Source organism: Streptomyces sp. PsTaAH-137 (assembly GCF_003259365.1).
Taxonomy (GTDB): domain Bacteria; phylum Actinomycetota; class Actinomycetes; order Streptomycetales; family Streptomycetaceae; genus Streptomyces.
The window spans coordinates 67,325-82,188 of sequence record NZ_QLLY01000014.1 but is presented as its reverse complement, the minus strand read 5'-3'; the positions used below and the strand labels follow the sequence as shown (position 1 = coordinate 82,188).

The 14,864-nt window shown below is 70.7% G+C and carries 17 protein-coding genes and 1 pseudogene; 8 read left to right on the top strand and 10 right to left on the bottom strand.

Annotation, left to right across the window (positions count from 1 at the left end):
- Positions 1-257: 257 nt before the first annotated feature.
- On the bottom strand, positions 258-1,226 hold the full coding sequence (locus K377_RS28085) for a diacylglycerol kinase family protein (RefSeq protein WP_111666346.1): 969 nt from the start codon (positions 1,224-1,226) through the stop codon (positions 258-260).
- Positions 1,227-1,318: 92 nt separating this feature from the next.
- On the opposite strand from K377_RS28085, the gene K377_RS28080 reads away from it, so the two are divergent.
- Positions 1,319-1,771, top strand: a complete 453-nt coding sequence (locus K377_RS28080) for a hypothetical protein (RefSeq protein WP_111666345.1) — start codon at positions 1,319-1,321, stop codon at positions 1,769-1,771.
- A gap of 75 nt (positions 1,772-1,846) precedes the next feature.
- On the opposite strand, the gene K377_RS28075 is transcribed toward K377_RS28080, so the two are convergent.
- From K377_RS28075 to K377_RS28065, 3 genes are all read right to left on the bottom strand, one after another.
- Positions 1,847-2,857 (bottom strand): RNA polymerase sigma factor SigF, encoded by a 1,011-nt coding sequence (locus K377_RS28075; RefSeq protein ID WP_375605968.1) that lies wholly within the window; start codon positions 2,855-2,857, stop codon positions 1,847-1,849.
- Between the two features lie 17 nt (positions 2,858-2,874).
- Complete coding sequence (locus K377_RS28070; protein ID WP_111666343.1) at positions 2,875-3,288, bottom strand: anti-sigma regulatory factor; 414 nt, start codon at positions 3,286-3,288, stop codon at positions 2,875-2,877.
- A 256-nt stretch (positions 3,289-3,544) separates the two neighbouring features.
- Complete coding sequence (locus K377_RS28065) at positions 3,545-3,805, bottom strand: UBP-type zinc finger domain-containing protein (RefSeq protein ID WP_111666342.1); 261 nt, start codon at positions 3,803-3,805, stop codon at positions 3,545-3,547.
- Positions 3,806-3,856: 51 nt separating this feature from the next.
- Between K377_RS28065 and K377_RS28060 the strand changes: the two genes are divergently transcribed.
- The gene (locus K377_RS28060) at positions 3,857-5,455 is read left to right on the top strand and encodes a Na+/H+ antiporter (RefSeq protein WP_111666341.1); all 1,599 of its coding nucleotides are present in this window, start codon (positions 3,857-3,859) and stop codon (positions 5,453-5,455) included.
- A 24-nt stretch (positions 5,456-5,479) separates the two neighbouring features.
- On the opposite strand, the gene K377_RS28055 is transcribed toward K377_RS28060, so the two are convergent.
- The 3 genes from K377_RS28055 to K377_RS28045 all read right to left on the bottom strand — a co-directional run bounded on the left by K377_RS28055 (position 5,480) and on the right by K377_RS28045 (position 7,411).
- Positions 5,480-6,394, bottom strand: coding sequence for a 1-aminocyclopropane-1-carboxylate deaminase/D-cysteine desulfhydrase (locus K377_RS28055; protein ID WP_111666340.1), 915 nt, complete (start codon positions 6,392-6,394; stop codon positions 5,480-5,482).
- A 47-nt stretch (positions 6,395-6,441) separates the two neighbouring features.
- Positions 6,442-7,032 (bottom strand): N-acetylmuramoyl-L-alanine amidase, encoded by a 591-nt coding sequence (locus K377_RS28050; protein ID WP_111666339.1) that lies wholly within the window; start codon positions 7,030-7,032, stop codon positions 6,442-6,444.
- Positions 7,033-7,177: 145 nt separating this feature from the next.
- Positions 7,178-7,411, bottom strand: a complete 234-nt coding sequence (locus tag K377_RS28045) for a hypothetical protein (RefSeq protein WP_111666338.1) — start codon at positions 7,409-7,411, stop codon at positions 7,178-7,180.
- Between the two features lie 240 nt (positions 7,412-7,651).
- Between K377_RS28045 and K377_RS28040 the strand changes: the two genes are divergently transcribed.
- From K377_RS28040 to K377_RS28030, 3 genes are all read left to right on the top strand, one after another.
- Complete coding sequence (locus K377_RS28040) at positions 7,652-9,064, top strand: family 2B encapsulin nanocompartment shell protein (protein ID WP_111666337.1); 1,413 nt, start codon at positions 7,652-7,654, stop codon at positions 9,062-9,064.
- A gap of 61 nt (positions 9,065-9,125) precedes the next feature.
- Positions 9,126-10,196 carry a family 2 encapsulin nanocompartment cargo protein polyprenyl transferase gene (locus K377_RS28035; protein ID WP_258395144.1) on the top strand — a complete coding sequence of 357 codons (1,071 nt, stop codon included), beginning with the start codon at positions 9,126-9,128 and terminating at the stop codon, positions 10,194-10,196.
- Between the two features lie 395 nt (positions 10,197-10,591).
- The gene (locus tag K377_RS28030) at positions 10,592-11,191 is read left to right on the top strand and encodes an N-acetyltransferase (RefSeq protein ID WP_111666487.1); all 600 of its coding nucleotides are present in this window, start codon (positions 10,592-10,594) and stop codon (positions 11,189-11,191) included.
- A gap of 4 nt (positions 11,192-11,195) precedes the next feature.
- Here the strand turns inward: K377_RS28030 and K377_RS28025 are convergent, their stop codons facing one another.
- Entirely contained in the window at positions 11,196-11,786 is a 591-nt protein-coding gene (locus tag K377_RS28025; RefSeq protein ID WP_111666486.1) for a TetR/AcrR family transcriptional regulator, read from the bottom strand.
- Between the two features lie 159 nt (positions 11,787-11,945).
- On the opposite strand from K377_RS28025, the gene K377_RS28020 reads away from it, so the two are divergent.
- From K377_RS28020 to K377_RS42060, 3 genes and pseudogenes are all read left to right on the top strand, one after another.
- Positions 11,946-12,533, top strand: a complete 588-nt coding sequence (locus tag K377_RS28020; protein WP_111666335.1) for a dihydrofolate reductase family protein — start codon at positions 11,946-11,948, stop codon at positions 12,531-12,533.
- 26 nt (positions 12,534-12,559) lie between these two features.
- Positions 12,560-12,880: pseudogene (locus tag K377_RS42065) on the top strand (DUF952 domain-containing protein); the annotation flags it as partial.
- A 33-nt stretch (positions 12,881-12,913) separates the two neighbouring features.
- Positions 12,914-13,456, top strand: coding sequence for a sugar O-acetyltransferase (locus K377_RS42060; protein WP_202456018.1), 543 nt, complete (start codon positions 12,914-12,916; stop codon positions 13,454-13,456).
- Here K377_RS42060 and K377_RS28010 read toward each other — a convergent pair.
- Together K377_RS28010 and sodN are read right to left on the bottom strand one after the other, a co-directional pair.
- A complete protein-coding gene (locus tag K377_RS28010; protein ID WP_111666333.1) occupies positions 13,453-14,298 on the bottom strand; it encodes a hypothetical protein in 846 nt (281 codons plus the stop codon). The two genes, K377_RS42060 and K377_RS28010, sit on opposite strands and share 4 nt — an antisense overlap.
- A 144-nt stretch (positions 14,299-14,442) precedes the next feature.
- A complete protein-coding gene (sodN, locus tag K377_RS28005) occupies positions 14,443-14,838 on the bottom strand; it encodes a superoxide dismutase, Ni (protein ID WP_111666332.1) in 396 nt (131 codons plus the stop codon).
- Between the last annotated feature and the right edge of the window lie 26 nt (positions 14,839-14,864).

Sequence of the window (14,864 nt, the reverse complement as noted above, 5' to 3'; positions counted from 1 at the left end):
CCCTCAACAAGTGAAGGGCCGAACGTCACATACGCGACGGTGGTCCGTTGCTTTGAGGAGGGGATTCGGGCTCTCTGTGGGGCCGATGTTGCGGGCCGTCCCGAGCGCCATGTAGAGATTCGCAAACCTCGGCGGCGGATACAACCCCTTCAGGAAAGTTTTTTTTGATTCCTCGGTGTCGGCTAGGTCACAGCCGTACTTCCATGGGGTGGAGCCCAGCCCAAACGTTCGAGATAAAGGACTTTGGGCCCTTCCACTCACACAATCACACGCAGTGCACGGCGTACGCCTGTGAACGTCACGCTCGTACGCAGCCCCAGGTGGTCACCGTCCATCTGAAGGGGCAGAGGCACCTTCGAATGCAAGGTGAAGTCGGTGAGGTCGTGAAGCGTGACCGCGTTCTTGCCACGGGGCCCGCGGTCGGGCGTCGACATCAGCAGCTGAGTGCCGTAGCGGGTCACCGCCGGAGTCGACAGTTTCTTGAGTCCGAGCACGTCAAGGCCGGTGTCGAAGGACGCCTGGGGTGTCGGGTACAGCGGCCGGTTGCCCAGGAAGGACCACGGCGAGGTGTTGCTGACTATGGAGACGACAAGATCGGTGACCGGGTCCTCGCCCGGCCGTTCGAGCGTGATCGTGCCGTGCCGGCGGTCCTGCTCGCCGAGGAACTGGCGCACCACCTGTCGCACATACAGTGCGTGAGTCGAACGCTTGCCCCGCTCCCGCTGCTGCTCGACCCGGCCGACCACTCCGGCGTCGAAGCCGAGGCCCGCACTGAAGGTGAACCAGCGCGACGGCACCGCCTCGTCCTCCGTGCCCGGTGTGCCCGCGGCGAGCCCCAGGCCCACCGTGCGCTGCCGGCCCTCCCGCAGGGCGTCCAGGAGCTGTCCGGTGGCCTCCACGGGCTCGTTCTGCAGCCCCAGGGCGCGGGCGAAGACGTTCGTGGAGCCGCCGGGGACGACGGCGAGGCCCGGCAGCCGGTCGAGGTCGGGGCCGCCGTGCAGCAGCCCGTTCACCACCTCGTTGACCGTGCCGTCGCCGCCGAGGGCGACGACCAGCTCGATGTCCTTGCTCTCCGCGGCCTGCCGGCCGAGGTCGCGGGCGTGGCCGCGGTACTCGGTCGTGACGGCCTCGAGCTTCATCTCGCTCGCCAAGGCGTGGATCAGCACATCGCGCGTGCGCGCGCTGGTGGTGGTTGCCGCCGGATTGACCACGAGAAGTGCACGCATGCAAGGCAGCGTACCTAGCGGCCTTGATCGCGCCCAGACCGAGGTAGGAGTCGGGTAAGAACGCCGTCCCGGGCGGGGGCTACTCTGCAAAGGTGACCTCAGAGCAGAATCCCGCGCCCGAGACCGCCGCGGACGAAGGCCCGCGTCCGGGCAGGCTGACCGCTGCCGCCGCCCTGGCCGGACTCGAAGGAGTCGCGCTCGTCGCGGGCGGCGGCTACCTGCTGGTCGCCGGGCTCGCCGGACATCCCGACAATCCGGAGCAGGCCGTCACCGGCGGCATCACGCTGATCGTGCTCGCGCTGCTGCCGCTGCTCGCCGCCCGCGGCCTGCTGGCCCGCAAGAGCTGGAGCCGCGGCCCCGCGATCATCACCCAGATCATGGCCCTGCCCGTCGCCTACACGCTGCTCCAGGCCGACAGCATGGCCATCCCCGGCGGCATCGTGCTCGGCGTGGTGGCGGTGGTGGCCCTGGTGATGCTCGTCAACCGCGAGACCACCCGCGCGCTCGGCATCCGGACACCGGGCAGCACCCAGGAATCCGAGTAGCCGGTCTTCTACGCGCGCGAAGGCGCCCGGTGCGGACATCGCACCGGGCGCCTTCGTACATCTGGGAGCACGCGCTCACTCCTCCACGAGGAGCCGCTCCCGCAGCTGCGCGAGCGTGCGCGCGAGGAGGCGCGACACGTGCATCTGGGAGATGCCGACCTCCTGGGCGATCTGCGACTGCGTCATGTTCCCGAAGAAGCGCAGCAGCAGGATGCGCTTCTCGCGCGGCGGCAGGTCCTCCAGGAGCGGCTTGAGGGACTCGCGGTACTCGACGCCCTCCAGCGCCTCGTCCTCGGCGCCCAGGGTGTCGGCGACCGCCGGGGACTCGTCGTCCGTGTCGGGGACGTCCAGGGACAGCGTGGAGTACGCGTTCGCCGACTCCAGGCCTTCCAGGACCTCCTCCTCGGAGATGGCCAGCTTCTCGGCCAGCTCGTGGACCGTGGGGGAGCGGCCGTGCATCTGGGACAGCTCGGCCGTCGCCGTCGTCAGGGCCAGCCGCAGCTCCTGCAGCCGGCGCGGGACGCGCACGGCCCAGCCCTTGTCGCGGAAGTGCCGCTTGATCTCGCCGACGACCGTCGGGGTCGCGTACGTGGAGAACTCCACGCCGCGCTCCGGGTCGAACCGGTCCACCGACTTGATCAGACCGATCGTCGCGACCTGCGTGAGGTCGTCCAGCGGCTCTCCGCGATTGCGGAAGCGGCGCGCCAGGTGCTCGACCAGCGGCAGATGCATGCGCACGAGCTGATTGCGCAGCTCCGCGTACTCCGTACTGCCGTCCTTCAGGGTGCGCAGCTCGATGAACATCGCGCGTGCACCACTGCGGTCCTGCTCGCGCCGGCTCTGCCGCTCGCCGTGTCGCTCGTGGTCGCTCATCAATCCCGCCCGTCGCGCGTCCGATCCCCCTGAACCCCCGCGAACGTCGGCCCCGGTGGTCGGTGCTGCCTGCTGTGGCGCACTCGTCACCGAGTCCGCCCGGTCCTGCGGATGTGGCCTGGCCTGCTGTTCGGGAATGGCGGTGGTCAGCCGTCGTGTCCCGCCCGAGCCGTCGGCCGGGAGATCCCGTGTGCCGCGTTTGTCGTCCCGCACCGGACCTTCCCCGTTCATCACGCCGGGCCGGGGCCCGCGCCGCGCTTCTTGTAGAGGCTGATCGAAACGGTCTTGTCCTCCGCCACCGAGGAGTCGACCTGGCCCGCGAGTGCCGACAGCACCGTCCACGCGAAGGTGTCGCGCTCAGGAGCCCGGCCGTCGGTGGTCGGCGCGGAGACCGTCACCTCCAGGGAGTCGTCCACAAGACGGAACACACAGCTGAGGACGGAGCCGGCGACGGCCTGCTGGAGCAGGATCGCGCAGGCCTCGTCGACCGCGATGCGCAGGTCCTCGATCTCGTCGAGGGTGAAGTCCAAACGTGCCGCGAGGCCGGCCGTGGCCGTCCGCAGCACCGACAGGTAGGCACCCGCAGCCGGCAGCCGGACTTCCACGAAGTCCTGATTCCCGGGCTCGCCTGCAAACTGGGACACCCTCACCTCCAAGGTGGTACAAGCACTTTCGGGCTCCGGAGGTGTCGTCCCCCGGGTGACACGCCACATATATCTGCGGTGACGCTACCGCGCGCCCGACTTTCCTGTCCCGGGGACCCCCGGCCCATTGCTGTCACTCATAGTAAGCCCACGGGCACGGACAGTGGCTAGAGGGTGTGCGGGCCCAATTGGAAAGAGGGGGCGCCGGGTTGACGTACCCAGGTGCCCGCCGATCGAATCCCGATGCCGTCGTGGATCAGACGAGGGCGGTGTCCACGAAGCACCAGCGCCAGCTCTCACCAGGCTCGAAGGTGCGCATCACCGGATGTCCGGTCTCCTTGAAATGCTCCGTGGCGTGCTTGTAGGGCGAGGAGTCGCAGCAGCCGACGTGACCGCAGTCCAGACACAGCCGCAGTTGCACAGGGTGACTGCCGACGGCCAGACACTCCAGGCAGGTCTCGCTCAGAGGGGCCGGTTCGGGGTGCGGCAGCGTGTCGACATGCGAGCACTCGTTCATGATGGCCAGGTTACGACGGGTGGCGTGATCACGTGGGGCGAAAGGCGGGGCATGGACGTATTGCCGCTGGTGGGACTGGTCGCGGTGAGTGCGGCGGTGGCGGGGGCGGCGCGCAGGACGCCGGTTCCGGCGCCCCTGCTGCTGGTCGCGGCCGGACTCGCGGCCTCCTATGTGCCCGGAATCCCCGAGTACGCGCTCGATCCGCACATCGTGCTCCCGCTGATCCTGCCGCCGCTGCTGCACACCGCGGCCCTGGAGAGCTCGTACCTCGACCTGCGGGCCAACATCAGGCCCGTGGCGCTGCTGTCCGTGGGGTACGTCCTGTTCGCCACGGTGGCCGTGGGCTGGCTCGCGTACGAGCTGATCCCCGATCTGCCGCTGACCGCCGCGCTCGTCCTGGGGGCGGTGATCGCGCCGCCCGACGCCGTGGCGGCCACGGCCATCGCCCGGCGGGTGGGGCTGCCCTCGCGGATCACGACCATCCTCCAGGGCGAGTCCCTGGTGAACGACGCGACCGCGATCACCGCCTACAAGGTGGCGCTCGCCGCCGCCGTGGGCGAAGGGGCCAGCTGGGCGGGCGGCATCCGGGAGTTCCTGGTGGCGGCCGTCGGCGGGGTGGGCGTCGGGCTGCTGCTGATGGTGCCGCTGCACTGGCTGCGCACGCACCTGAAGGAGGCGGTGCTCCAGAACACGCTCTCCCTGCTCATCCCCTTCGTCGCGTACGCCGCCGCCGAACAGGTGGGGGCGTCCGGGGTGCTCGCCGTGGTGACCGTCGCGCTCTACCTGGGGCACCGGTCGTGGCAGGTCGACTTCGAGACGCGGCTCCAGGAAGCGGCGGTGTGGAAGGTCGTCGCCTTCATCCTGGAGTCGTCGGTCTTCGCGCTGATCGGACTGCAACTGCGCGTGGTCCTCGGCGGCCTCGGCGAGTACAGCGTCGCGCAGGCCGTCTGGTACGCGATCGGGGTGTTCGTCCTCGTGGTCGTGGTGCGCTTCGTGTGGTCGTATCCGGCGACCTACCTGCCGTGGTGGATCTTCCCGCGCGCGCGGGAGCGCGAGGACGACGTGGACTGGCGCAAACCGCTGATCGTGAGCTGGGCCGGGATGCGGGGCGTGGTGTCGCTGGCCATCGCGTTCTCGATCCCGCTCGTGACGGAGAGCGGGGAGGACTTCCCGGCCCGCAACCTGGTGCTCTTCCTGACGTTCACGACAGTGATCGGCACGCTGGTCGTGCAGGGGCTCTCGCTGCCGCCGCTCATCAAGATGCTGAAGCTGCCGGGACGGGACGTACAGGCCGAGACGCTGGCCGAGGCGCAGGCGCAGAACACCGCGTCGACGGCCGCGGAGGAGCGGGTGGACGCCCTGATGAGCGACGAGCGCAACTGCCTGCCACAGGCCCTCCAGGACCGTCTGCACACCGTTCTGGAGCGGCGGCGGAACTCCGTGTGGGAGCGGCTCGGCCAGCCCAACCCGGTGACCGGGGAGTCCGCGGACGACACCTACCGGCGGCTCGCGCGAGAGGCGATCGCGGCCGAGCGGGAGGTGTTCGTGCGGCTGCGTGACGAGCGGCGCATCGACGACGAGATGATGCGGACGCTGCTGCGCAAGCTGGACCTGGAGGAGGCCGCAGCCTACCGGGAGGTCGACGACTGAGCGGACCGGGGGCGGCTGAAGGCCCTAATGAGGTGTGCCCGTGACGACCGCGGCGATCGTCGTGCCGGCCGGGAACGCGCCGCTCCGGGCGAGTTCGACGAGGGCGTGGAGCATCTTGGCGACGTACAGGTGCTCCACGGCGAGCCCGTGCCGCTGCCCGAAGTCGTCGGCGAACGCTCTCAGCTCGGCGGGCACGCGCGCGTAGCCGCCGAAATGGAAGCCGTCCGCGACCTGCCAGTCGCCACGGACACCGCCGAACGCGGCCTCCTGGAGGGCGCGGACCTCGGCGGTGAGGAAGCCGCCCTTGAGGACCGCGACACCGAGGGCGCGCTGGTCGCCGGAGAGGCCCGCGGCGAGCCCCGCCAGGGTGCCGCCGGTGCCGCAGGGGACGGCGACGACATCGGCCCGGCCGCGCAGTTCCCGGCCCAGGGCCACGCAGCCCCGGACGGCGAGAGCGTTGCTGCCACCCTCGGGGACCACGTACGCGTCCTGGGCGTCGGCCGCTTCGAGGAGTGCGGTGAGCGTGGCCGGATCGTCCTTGCGCCGATACGTCGATCTGTCGACGAAACGCAGCCGCATGCCGTCCTCGGCGCAGCGGGTCAGGGACGGGTTGAGGGGCCGCCCGGCCAGCTCGTCGCCGCGGACGATGCCGGTCGTGGGGATGCCCAGCAGACGGCCGGCCGCGGCCGTGGCCCGCAGATGGTTGGAGTAGGCGCCGCCGAACGTGACGAGCGGGCGGTCTCCCGCCGCCTCCAGGTTCGAGGCGAGTTTGCGCCACTTGTTGCCGATCAGATCCGGGTGGATCAGGTCGTCCCGCTTGAGGAGGACCCGTACGCCGTGGCGGGCGAAGCGATCGTCGTCGATCTCCGTCAGAGGTGACGGCAGTCGCGGGCTCAGGTCGGCGGGGAGCGGGCGGGGCACCCGGCCATTGTCGGACATGTGTCCGGGTGCCCGCCGCTGCGGCCCGCTCGTGGCCTGCCCGCGGTCTACTTCAGACGGTCCCGGACGCGCCCGCGCAACCAGGCCATCGTGAAGCCCTTCGGGTCGACCTTCCCCGGCTGCCACTCCAGGTGGCCGATGACGGACCGCTCCGTCCAGCCGTGGTGGCGGCAGAGCGCCGCGGCCGCCTTCTCGATCGCCACCAGCTGGGCGTCCGGCCACGGGTCCTCGCCGTCGCCGAGGTTCTCGCACTCGAAGCCGTAGAAGCGGCTGTTGCCGTCCGTGTTCGCCTCGTTGTCGTGCGGGAGCGCTTTCTCCGCGATCACCGCGCGCAGCACGTCGTCGTCGCCGAGCCCCGCGTGGTTCGCCCGGCCGTAGCCCACCAGATGGACGCGGCCGTCCTTGGTGATCACGCCGTGACACAGCGGACCCGGCAGGTCCGTGTGCCCGTCGCGGCAGATCCGGACCGTCGCCGAGCTGCCCTCGGTGACGGTGTGATGGATCATCACCCCGTTCACCGGGCCCCAGGCGCCTTTGCTGTTGCGGTTGTGATGCCGCCAGTCGCCGACTTCGACCACTGTCAGGCCTTCGTCCTTCAAGGCAGCGAGAAAACTGGCCGCGGACATGGGTGGGGCCATGACCGACTCCTTCGCGGGGTCGACGGCCGCCTCCCGCGAGCCGTCTCCTACCGCTGCTTTTACCCGGAACAGCCCGGCCCGTACTACTCGTTCGTATTCCGTGCGAGCCGTTCCGGACAGCGGTGTGCTCCGCTCGGAGCCGAGGTCAGCTGTGCAGGAACCCGTCCCCGTTCGTCGCGATGTGCGCCTCCAGCGCGCGCAGCGCCGTCTGCGTGGCCTCGGGGCTGCCGGTGCCCGAGCGCTCCGCGTAGTACGCGGCGCCCAGCTTCTTCAGCAGGTCGCCGCCCGCACGCTGCGCCTGCACCTCGTCCAGTTTCTGCTTGCCCTGCGTCAGCCCGCGCTGCGCCTGTTCCTTGGCCTTGTCCAGGAAGCCCGCCATGGGGTCACCTCTTCTGTCGGGTTCTGCCGAAGTCGTATGGGAAGCCGTTACCCGATCAACGCCCACCGGGATCTTCGAGTTCCGGAAATCGACGGTACGGAGCAACGTGGTGTGCGAAACGCGCCGCCCATGCCCCGTGTCGGGCGGATCCATTCCCCCTCATTCGTGTAATGGCGTCGCCACTCACCGTGCTGGAAGGCTTTCACCCGCAGGTCGGTTCATGATCGGGAGGGCAAAGTCATGTCGGTAGGCGAAGAGGTCCGTGCGGACCAGGCGGGCTCGGGGGGACAGAAGAGCCTCGGCACATCCGCCGCGCGGAATCTGGCCACCACCACCAAGTCCGCCCCGCAGATGCAGGAGATCAGCTCCCGCTGGCTGCTGCGGACACTGCCGTGGGTGGACGTCCAGGGCGGTACGTACCGGGTGAACCGCAGGTTGAGCTACTCGGTGGGTGACGGGCGGATCACCTTCGTGAAGACCGGGGACGACGTCCGGGTCATCCCCGCCGAGCTGGGGGAGCTGCCCGCGCTGCGCGACTTCGAGGACGCCGATGTCCTCAACGAGCTGGCTCAGCGGTGCGCGCAGCGGGAGTTCGCGGCCGGCGACGTGCTCGCCTCGTTCGGCAGCCAGGCGGACGAGGTGTTCCTGCTCGCGCACGGCCGCGTGGAGAAGGTCGGCACGGGCCCGTACGGCGACGACGCGGTGCTCGGCGTCCTCGCCGACGGCGCGTACTTCGGGGAGCAGGCGCTCCTCGACGACGAGGGCATCTGGGAGTACACGGCACGCGCGGCCACCGCGTGCACCGTCCTGGTCCTGCCGCGCCGCGACCTGGAGCAGGTCGCCGAGCGTTCGGAGACACTGCGGGACCACCTCCAGCAGCTGCGCGCCGTGCCGGAGCAGCGGTCGAACCACTACGGGGAGAAGGAGATCGACCTCTCGGCCGGCCATGTCGGCGAGGCCGTCCTGCCGGGCACGTTCGTCGACTACGACGCGGCGCCGCGCGAGTACGAACTGAGCGTCGCCCAGACCGTTCTGCGCATCCACACGCGCGTGGCCGACCTCTACAACCAGCCGATGAACCAGACGGAGCACCAGCTCCGGCTGACCGTGGAGGCGTTGAAGGAGCGCCAGGAGCACGAGCTGGTCAACAACCGCGAGTTCGGCCTGCTCAACAACTGCGAGTACGACCAGCGGCTGCAACCGCACGACGGCGTGCCCAGCCCCGACGACATGGACGAGCTGCTCAGCAGGCGGCGCGGCTCCAAGGTGTTCCTCGCGCACCCCAAGGCGATCGCCGCGTTCGGCCGCGAGTGCAACAAGCGGGGTCTGGTCCCGGAGAGCATCGACGTCGGAGGCCACCGCATCCCGACCTGGCGCGGGGTGCCGATCTACCCGTGCGGGAAGATCCCGATCAGTGACGCGCGCACCACGTCCATCATCTGTATGCGTACGGGCCTGGAGGAGCAGGGCGTCGTCGGGCTGCGGCAGTCCGGCATCCCGGACGAGATCGAGCCGAGCCTGTCGGTGCGGTTCATGGGCATCAGCGAGCAGGCGATCATCTCGTACCTGGTGACCACGTACTACTCGGCGGCGGTCCTGGTGCCGGACGCGCTGGGGGTTCTGGAGAACGTCGAGATCGGCCGGTGGCGGTGACGAGCCGCACCCGGTGTGCCGTGCGCCCGCCCGTCGCGGCGGGCGCACCTCGGGGGCGCCGGTGAGCCAGGCGGCCGAGGCGGTGAATCCCGTGCAGCCGCCCGAGGCTCAGGAGGCGGCGGCGATCCTGGCGCGGACCAGGACGGCGGTCGATCCCGTGCTGCGGCGGGCCGTCGAGGGCCTGCCGGGTTCCCTGCGCCGCGTCGCCCTCTACCACTTCGGGTGGGAGCACGCCGACGGCACACCGGCGGTGGGGCACGCAGGCAAGGCGGTGCGGCCCGCCCTGGTGCTCGCCGCGGCGCGGGCCGTCGGCGGGCGGGCCCGGCAGGCGGTGCCGGCCGCGGCCGCCGTCGAGCTGACGCACAACTTCTCGCTGCTGCACGACGACGTGATGGACCGCGACGCCACCCGAAGACACCGGCCCACTGCGTGGGCGGTGTTCGGTGACGCGGACGCCATCCTCACGGGCGACGCGCTGCAGGCCCAGGCGCAGCGGCTGCTCGTCGAGGACGGGCACCCGGCGGCTCCCGCCGCGATGGCCCGGCTCGCCTCCTGCGTCGTGGAGTTGTGCGCGGGGCAGGCCGCCGATGTCGCCCTGGAGCGGCGCGATCCGGCGGAGACCAGCCTCCCGGAGACCCTCGCCATGGCGGAGGCCAAGACGGGGGCGCTGCTCGGCTGCGCCTGTGCGCTGGGCGGGTTGTACGCGGGAGCGGGGGAGGAGGAGGTCGCGGCGCTCGACGCGTTCGGGCGGGCGGCCGGTCTTGCCTTCCAGTTGATCGACGACGTGATCGGGATCTGGGGGGATCCGGTCCGTACGGGGAAGCCGGCGGGCGCCGATCTGGTCGTCCGCAAGAAGTCGCTGCCGGTCGTCGCGGCGTTGGCCTCCGGCGGGGCCGCGGCGGAGGAACTGGCCGCGCGGTACGGGCCGCCCGGCCCGGGGGAGGAGGGGGCGGCCGACATCGAGGCGATCGCGCTCGCGGTCGAGCGGGCCGGTGGGCGGGACTGGGCGCAGGCGCAGGCCGCCGATCAGATGGCCCGGGCCCTGGCCGAGCTGCAGCGGGCTGTGCCGGTGCCGGAGGTGGCGGGAGGGTTGTTGTCGTTGGCGGAGTTCGTCACTCGGCGCGAGCGGTAGCGCTCCGCTCGGGGTGGGGGGTCGGCGGCGGTTCGCGTGGGGCGGGCCGTCGTTGCGGGGGGCCGGGTGTCGGGTGCCGGGGGCCGGGTGCTGTTGGGGGCGGGCTCGGGTGGGGTGTGGCTGGGCGCGCAGTTCCCCGCGCCCCTGGGTTGTCGGTCGGCTGACTGCCGGTGGGGGCTGGTCGCGCAGTTCCTCGCGCCCCTGGGGGGTTCGTTTGTCTGCGGGGCGGTGGGGGCTTCTCGCGCAGTTCCTCGCGCCCCTGAGGGGCTTCTCGTGGAGTTCCTCGCGCGCCCGGGGGGGGGGCTTCTCGTGGGGTCCTTGGGATCTGTTGGGGGCTGATCGTTTAGGGTGGCAACTGGTAGGTGGCGATGGCTAGTTGAGACGGGATGTTGGGCGTGGGTGTGGGGATTCGGCGGGGTGGGGTCGGGGATCGGGAGCGGATTGTCGGGGTGCTCGATCGGGCGTTCATGGATGATCCGGTGAGTGGCTGGGTGTTTCCGGGTGTCGAGTACCGGCGGGTGCGGCACTCGGGGCTGATGGGGGCCTTCACCGATGCGACGCTCGCCGACGGGTACGTCGATCTGCTGGAGGACGATTCGGCCGTCGCGCTGTGGATGGACGTGCCCAGCGAGCCGCACGCCGACGACGGTGAGGACGTGCCCGCCCTGGTGCGGGAGGCCGTCGACCCGGACAACGCGCGGATCGAGGAGATCGCCCGGCTGCTCGACGAGGTGCACCCGCAGGGGCGGGCGCACACCTACCTCTGGATGATCGGCGTCGCGCCGGAGCGGCAGGGCGAGGGGCTCGGTACCGCGCTGATGGCGCCGGTGCTCGACCGGTGCGACCGCGCCGGGTGGCCCGCGTACCTGGAGGCCAGCAGCGCACGCAGCCGCGCCCTGTACGAACGGCTCGGCTTCACCGTCATGGACCGCCCTCTCCAGCTGCCGGACGGGCCGACGATGTGGCCCATGTGGCGCGAGCCGCAGGCCGGCTGACCCGTCACCGCTCCGGAATGATCCGCTCCACGAGGCGGGTCACCACGTCCTCCGGCACCTTCGCGCCCGGAATCGCACCGTCCAGGAGTCCCGGCATCGTGAGGTGCTCCAGGATGAGCCCCTGCATGCCCAGGTAGAGGAGAGTGACCTCCTCAGGGCCGCCGGGCAGGCCCGCTCCGGCGTGGAAGGCGATTCCCTCGTCCAGGTCGCCGCGGAGCGAGGTCATCAGGGACGCGCGCAGGTCCGGGCGGCGACTCGCCTCCAGGCGCATCTCCATCAGCGCGAGGAACCCGGTGCGGTCGCGCTGCACCCGCCCCATCAGGTTGTGCATGAACGCGACGGCCAGGGCCCGGTCCCGGGGCCGGGCCAGCAGTTCCCCGACGGCCTCCGGATCCGGGGCGAGCCGCCGGTGCAGCCAGGCGTCGATCTGGTGGAGCAGGTCGTCGCGGTGGGCAAAGTAGTTCGACGACGTGCCCGTCGGCACGCCCGCCGCCGTGTCCACCGCGCGGAAGGTCAGCCCGCGCGCCCCCTCGGCCGCCAGCACCTCGACCCCCGCGTCGACCAGGGCCGCCCGGCGCTCGGGATTCCTCACCATCTCCGACTCCTTCTCCACGAGCCCGCGCATGCTCCACGAGCCCGCGAACTCCTCGGCCTTCGAAAGGCTCTTGCAACCACTACACCTGGAGCACTATAACTGTAGTGGTTCGGGGCGGCGACGCCCCAACTCCCCTGTCCCCAGCGGAAAGAGACCAGCTTGCGCAAGCTCACGTACTTCGTCGCCGTGTCCATCGACGGCTTCATCGGCGACGAGACCGGCGACGGCACCATGTTCATGCAGTACCTCGACGAAGAGTTCCTCGCCTTCCTCACCGGCGAGTACCCGGACACCATCGCGTCGGCCGGCCGGCAGGCCCTCGGCCTCGACGGCGTCGCGAACAAGAAGTTCGACACCGTGATCCAGGGCCGCAACAGCTACCAGGTGGGCCTGGACGCCGGGCTCACCAGCCCGTACGGGCATCTGCGCGAGTACGTCCTCTCGCGCACCCTCACCGAGTCCCCGCACCCGAACGTGCGGCTGATCCACGACGACGTCGTCGGCGCGGTCCGGGAACTCAAGGCCGAGGACAGCGACCTGGACATCTGGCTGTGCGGCGGCGCGCAACTTGCCGGGCTGCTCGCGGACGAGATCGACGAACTCGTGCTCAAGACCTACCCGGTGGTGTTCGGCGCGGGGCTGCCGATGTTCGGCGGCCGCTCGTACTCCCTCGACCGGTTCGACCTGACGGAGAACCGCGCGTTCGCCAACGGTGTGCTCGTGCGCCGCTACACCAGGACGCGGTGACCTCACCGGCCCCGTACGTTGGGGGCATGATCGAGCTGCTGCACATCACCGAGCGACGCCTGTGGGAGAGTGCCCGGGCCGCGGGGACGTACGAGATGTCGACCCGTGGCCGGACCCTCTCCGAGGTCGGCTTCATCCACTTCTCGTTCCCGCACCTGGTGCGCCAGGTCGCCGAACTGCTGTACGGGACCGATCCCGCCCCGGGCGAACTGGTGGTCCTCGTCGTCGATCCGGCCCGGCTCGACGGTGTCCCGGTGCGGGTCGAGGAGGCGGCGCCGGGCGGGGAGAGCTTCCCGCATCTCTACGGTCCGTTGCCGGTGTCCGCGGTGACCGAGGTGCGCGACTGGCCGCGCCCCGACGACCGTAGCCAGAAGGAGCGCATGCTCGCCGGTGACCTCTACCTCGCCGACGATCCCGAACTGGAGGCGGACGCGCTGCGCGCCGCCGAACTGGGCGAGCGGTACAACGCGAGCAGCGTCACCGACCTGCCCGCGCGCGGGGCTCTGCTGCGCGAACTCCTCGGTGAGGTGGGCGAGGACGTCGTCGTGCGGCCGCCGCTCGCCGTCGACTACGGGCGGCACATCAGCATCGGCGCGCGGACCTTCGTCAACTACGGGGCCGTCTTCCTCGACGTGGCACCCATCAGGATCGGCGAGGACGTCCAGATCGGCCCGAACGTCCAACTGCTCACGCCCACCCACCCCGTCGCGGCGGAACCGCGCCGCGCCAAGTGGGAGGCCGCGAAGCCGATCACCCTCGGTGACAACGTCTGGCTGGGCGGCGGTGTCATCGTCTGCCCCGGTGTCACCATCGGCGCGAACACGGTCGTCGGCGCGGGCTCCGTCGTCACCCGGGATCTGCCCGCGGACGTGGTGGCCGTGGGCAATCCGGCGCGGGTCGTGCGGAGCCTCCCGGAGAGTTAGCCGGCGGAGCCGGAGACCGCGGCCCGGACCGACGCCGTCATCGCCGCCACGAAGGCGTCCCGCGTCGCGTCGTCCACGAGGTCGAGCGAGAGGTACGGGTTGAGGTCCTCCAGCTCCACGAGCAGCAGTTCGCCCTCGCGGGTGCGGCAGGCGTCGACGCGCTGGATGCCGTACGGAAGGGTGTTCCAGTCGATGAAGGAGCGGGCGAACTCCCGGTCGGCGGCGGTGATCTCGTACGCGCGCAGCTCCCAGCGGCGGGCCGGGTCGGGGGCGTGGAGGGCGTACTGGAGCGCGTCGTCGACGAAGTAGAACGAGACCTCGTAGGCGAAGTCGATGTGGGGCTGCACCAACAGGCCCTCTTCGTAGGGCAGTCCGGTGAGCTCCGCCGGGGTCACCTTGCGCAGCCCTATCGAGTCCGCGCCCAGTCGCGGCTTCGCCACGTATGCGGGCGCCTCCGGGAGTTTCGCCAGGTCGGCGGGCCGGTCGACGGTCGGGATGACCGGGTGGCCGGCCTCGGTCAGGTCCAGGAGGTACTGCTTGCCCGCCATGTCGCCCCGCCCGTGCAGCGGGTTGTAGACGACGGTGCCCTGCGCGAGGGCCCGCGCGCGGAACGCCTCGTACGCCTCCTGGTAACCGAGCACCGGGCCGCTGTTGCGCACCACGACCGCGTCGAAGGCGTCCATGAGGTCCGCCGCGTCCAGCGGGTGGCACAGCGCCAGGTCGAAGGCGGAGCGCAGCCGGGAGGTCAGGAAGATGTCCTCGTCGCAGTAGCGGCGGCCGCGGGCCTCGTACGCGAGATCGGTGACGTAGAGGACGCGGGGGCGGGGGGTGCTGCGCGGCACGGCGGTACTCCTGGGAGAAATGACCGGAAAAAGAAGACCGCACCTGGTCCATCAGAGTGCCGGGTTGCGGCAGACCGTGGACCAGGTGCGGACCGGAAGACCATGCGAACAAGGAAAACGCAGGTCAAACGGCATGATCAGGGATCAAGCCTTCTTGGTCTCCCAGAAGATCTTGTCGATCTGGGCGATGTAGTCGAGCGCCTTCTGGCCCGTGGCCGGGTCGGTCGAGCCCTTGGCGGCCGAGAGGGCCTTCAGGGTGTCGTTGACCAGCTGGTGCAGCTCCGGGTACTTCTCGAAGTGCGGGGGCTTGAAGTAGTCGCTCCACAGCACCGAGACGTGGTGCTTGGCGAGCTCCGCTCGCTGCTCCTTGATGACCGTGGCGCGCGCCTGGAAGTGCGCGTCGTCGTTGGCCGCCATCTTCTCCTGGACGGCCTTGACCGACTCGGCCTCGATGCGGGCCTGGGCCGGGTCGTACACGCCGCAGGGGAGGTCGCAGTGGGCACTGGCCTTCACCTTGGGGGCGAACAGGCGGGAAAGCATGTAGCTGTCCTTCCTCGTGATCGTCT

Excerpts from the sequence above, each read along its gene's own strand:
- K377_RS28040 (WP_111666337.1), top strand. The coding sequence starts at position 7,652 with ATGTCGGTAGGCGAAGAGGTCCGTGCGGACCAGGCGGGCTCGGGGGGA.
- K377_RS28065 (WP_111666342.1), bottom strand. The coding sequence starts at position 3,805 with ATGAACGAGTGCTCGCATGTCGACACGCTGCCGCACCCCGAACCGGCC.
- K377_RS28025 (WP_111666486.1), bottom strand. The coding sequence starts at position 11,786 with ATGGTGAGGAATCCCGAGCGCCGGGCGGCCCTGGTCGACGCGGGGGTC.
- sodN (WP_111666332.1), bottom strand. The coding sequence starts at position 14,838 with ATGCTTTCCCGCCTGTTCGCCCCCAAGGTGAAGGCCAGTGCCCACTGC.
- K377_RS28050 (WP_111666339.1), bottom strand. The coding sequence starts at position 7,032 with ATGGCCCCACCCATGTCCGCGGCCAGTTTTCTCGCTGCCTTGAAGGAC.
- K377_RS42060 (WP_202456018.1), top strand. The coding sequence starts at position 12,914 with ATGCTCGCCGGTGACCTCTACCTCGCCGACGATCCCGAACTGGAGGCG.
- K377_RS28085 (WP_111666346.1), bottom strand. The coding sequence starts at position 1,226 with ATGCGTGCACTTCTCGTGGTCAATCCGGCGGCAACCACCACCAGCGCG.
- K377_RS28060 (WP_111666341.1), top strand. The coding sequence starts at position 3,857 with ATGGACGTATTGCCGCTGGTGGGACTGGTCGCGGTGAGTGCGGCGGTG.
- K377_RS28045 (WP_111666338.1), bottom strand. The coding sequence starts at position 7,411 with ATGGCGGGCTTCCTGGACAAGGCCAAGGAACAGGCGCAGCGCGGGCTG.
- K377_RS28055 (WP_111666340.1), bottom strand. The coding sequence starts at position 6,394 with ATGTCCGACAATGGCCGGGTGCCCCGCCCGCTCCCCGCCGACCTGAGC.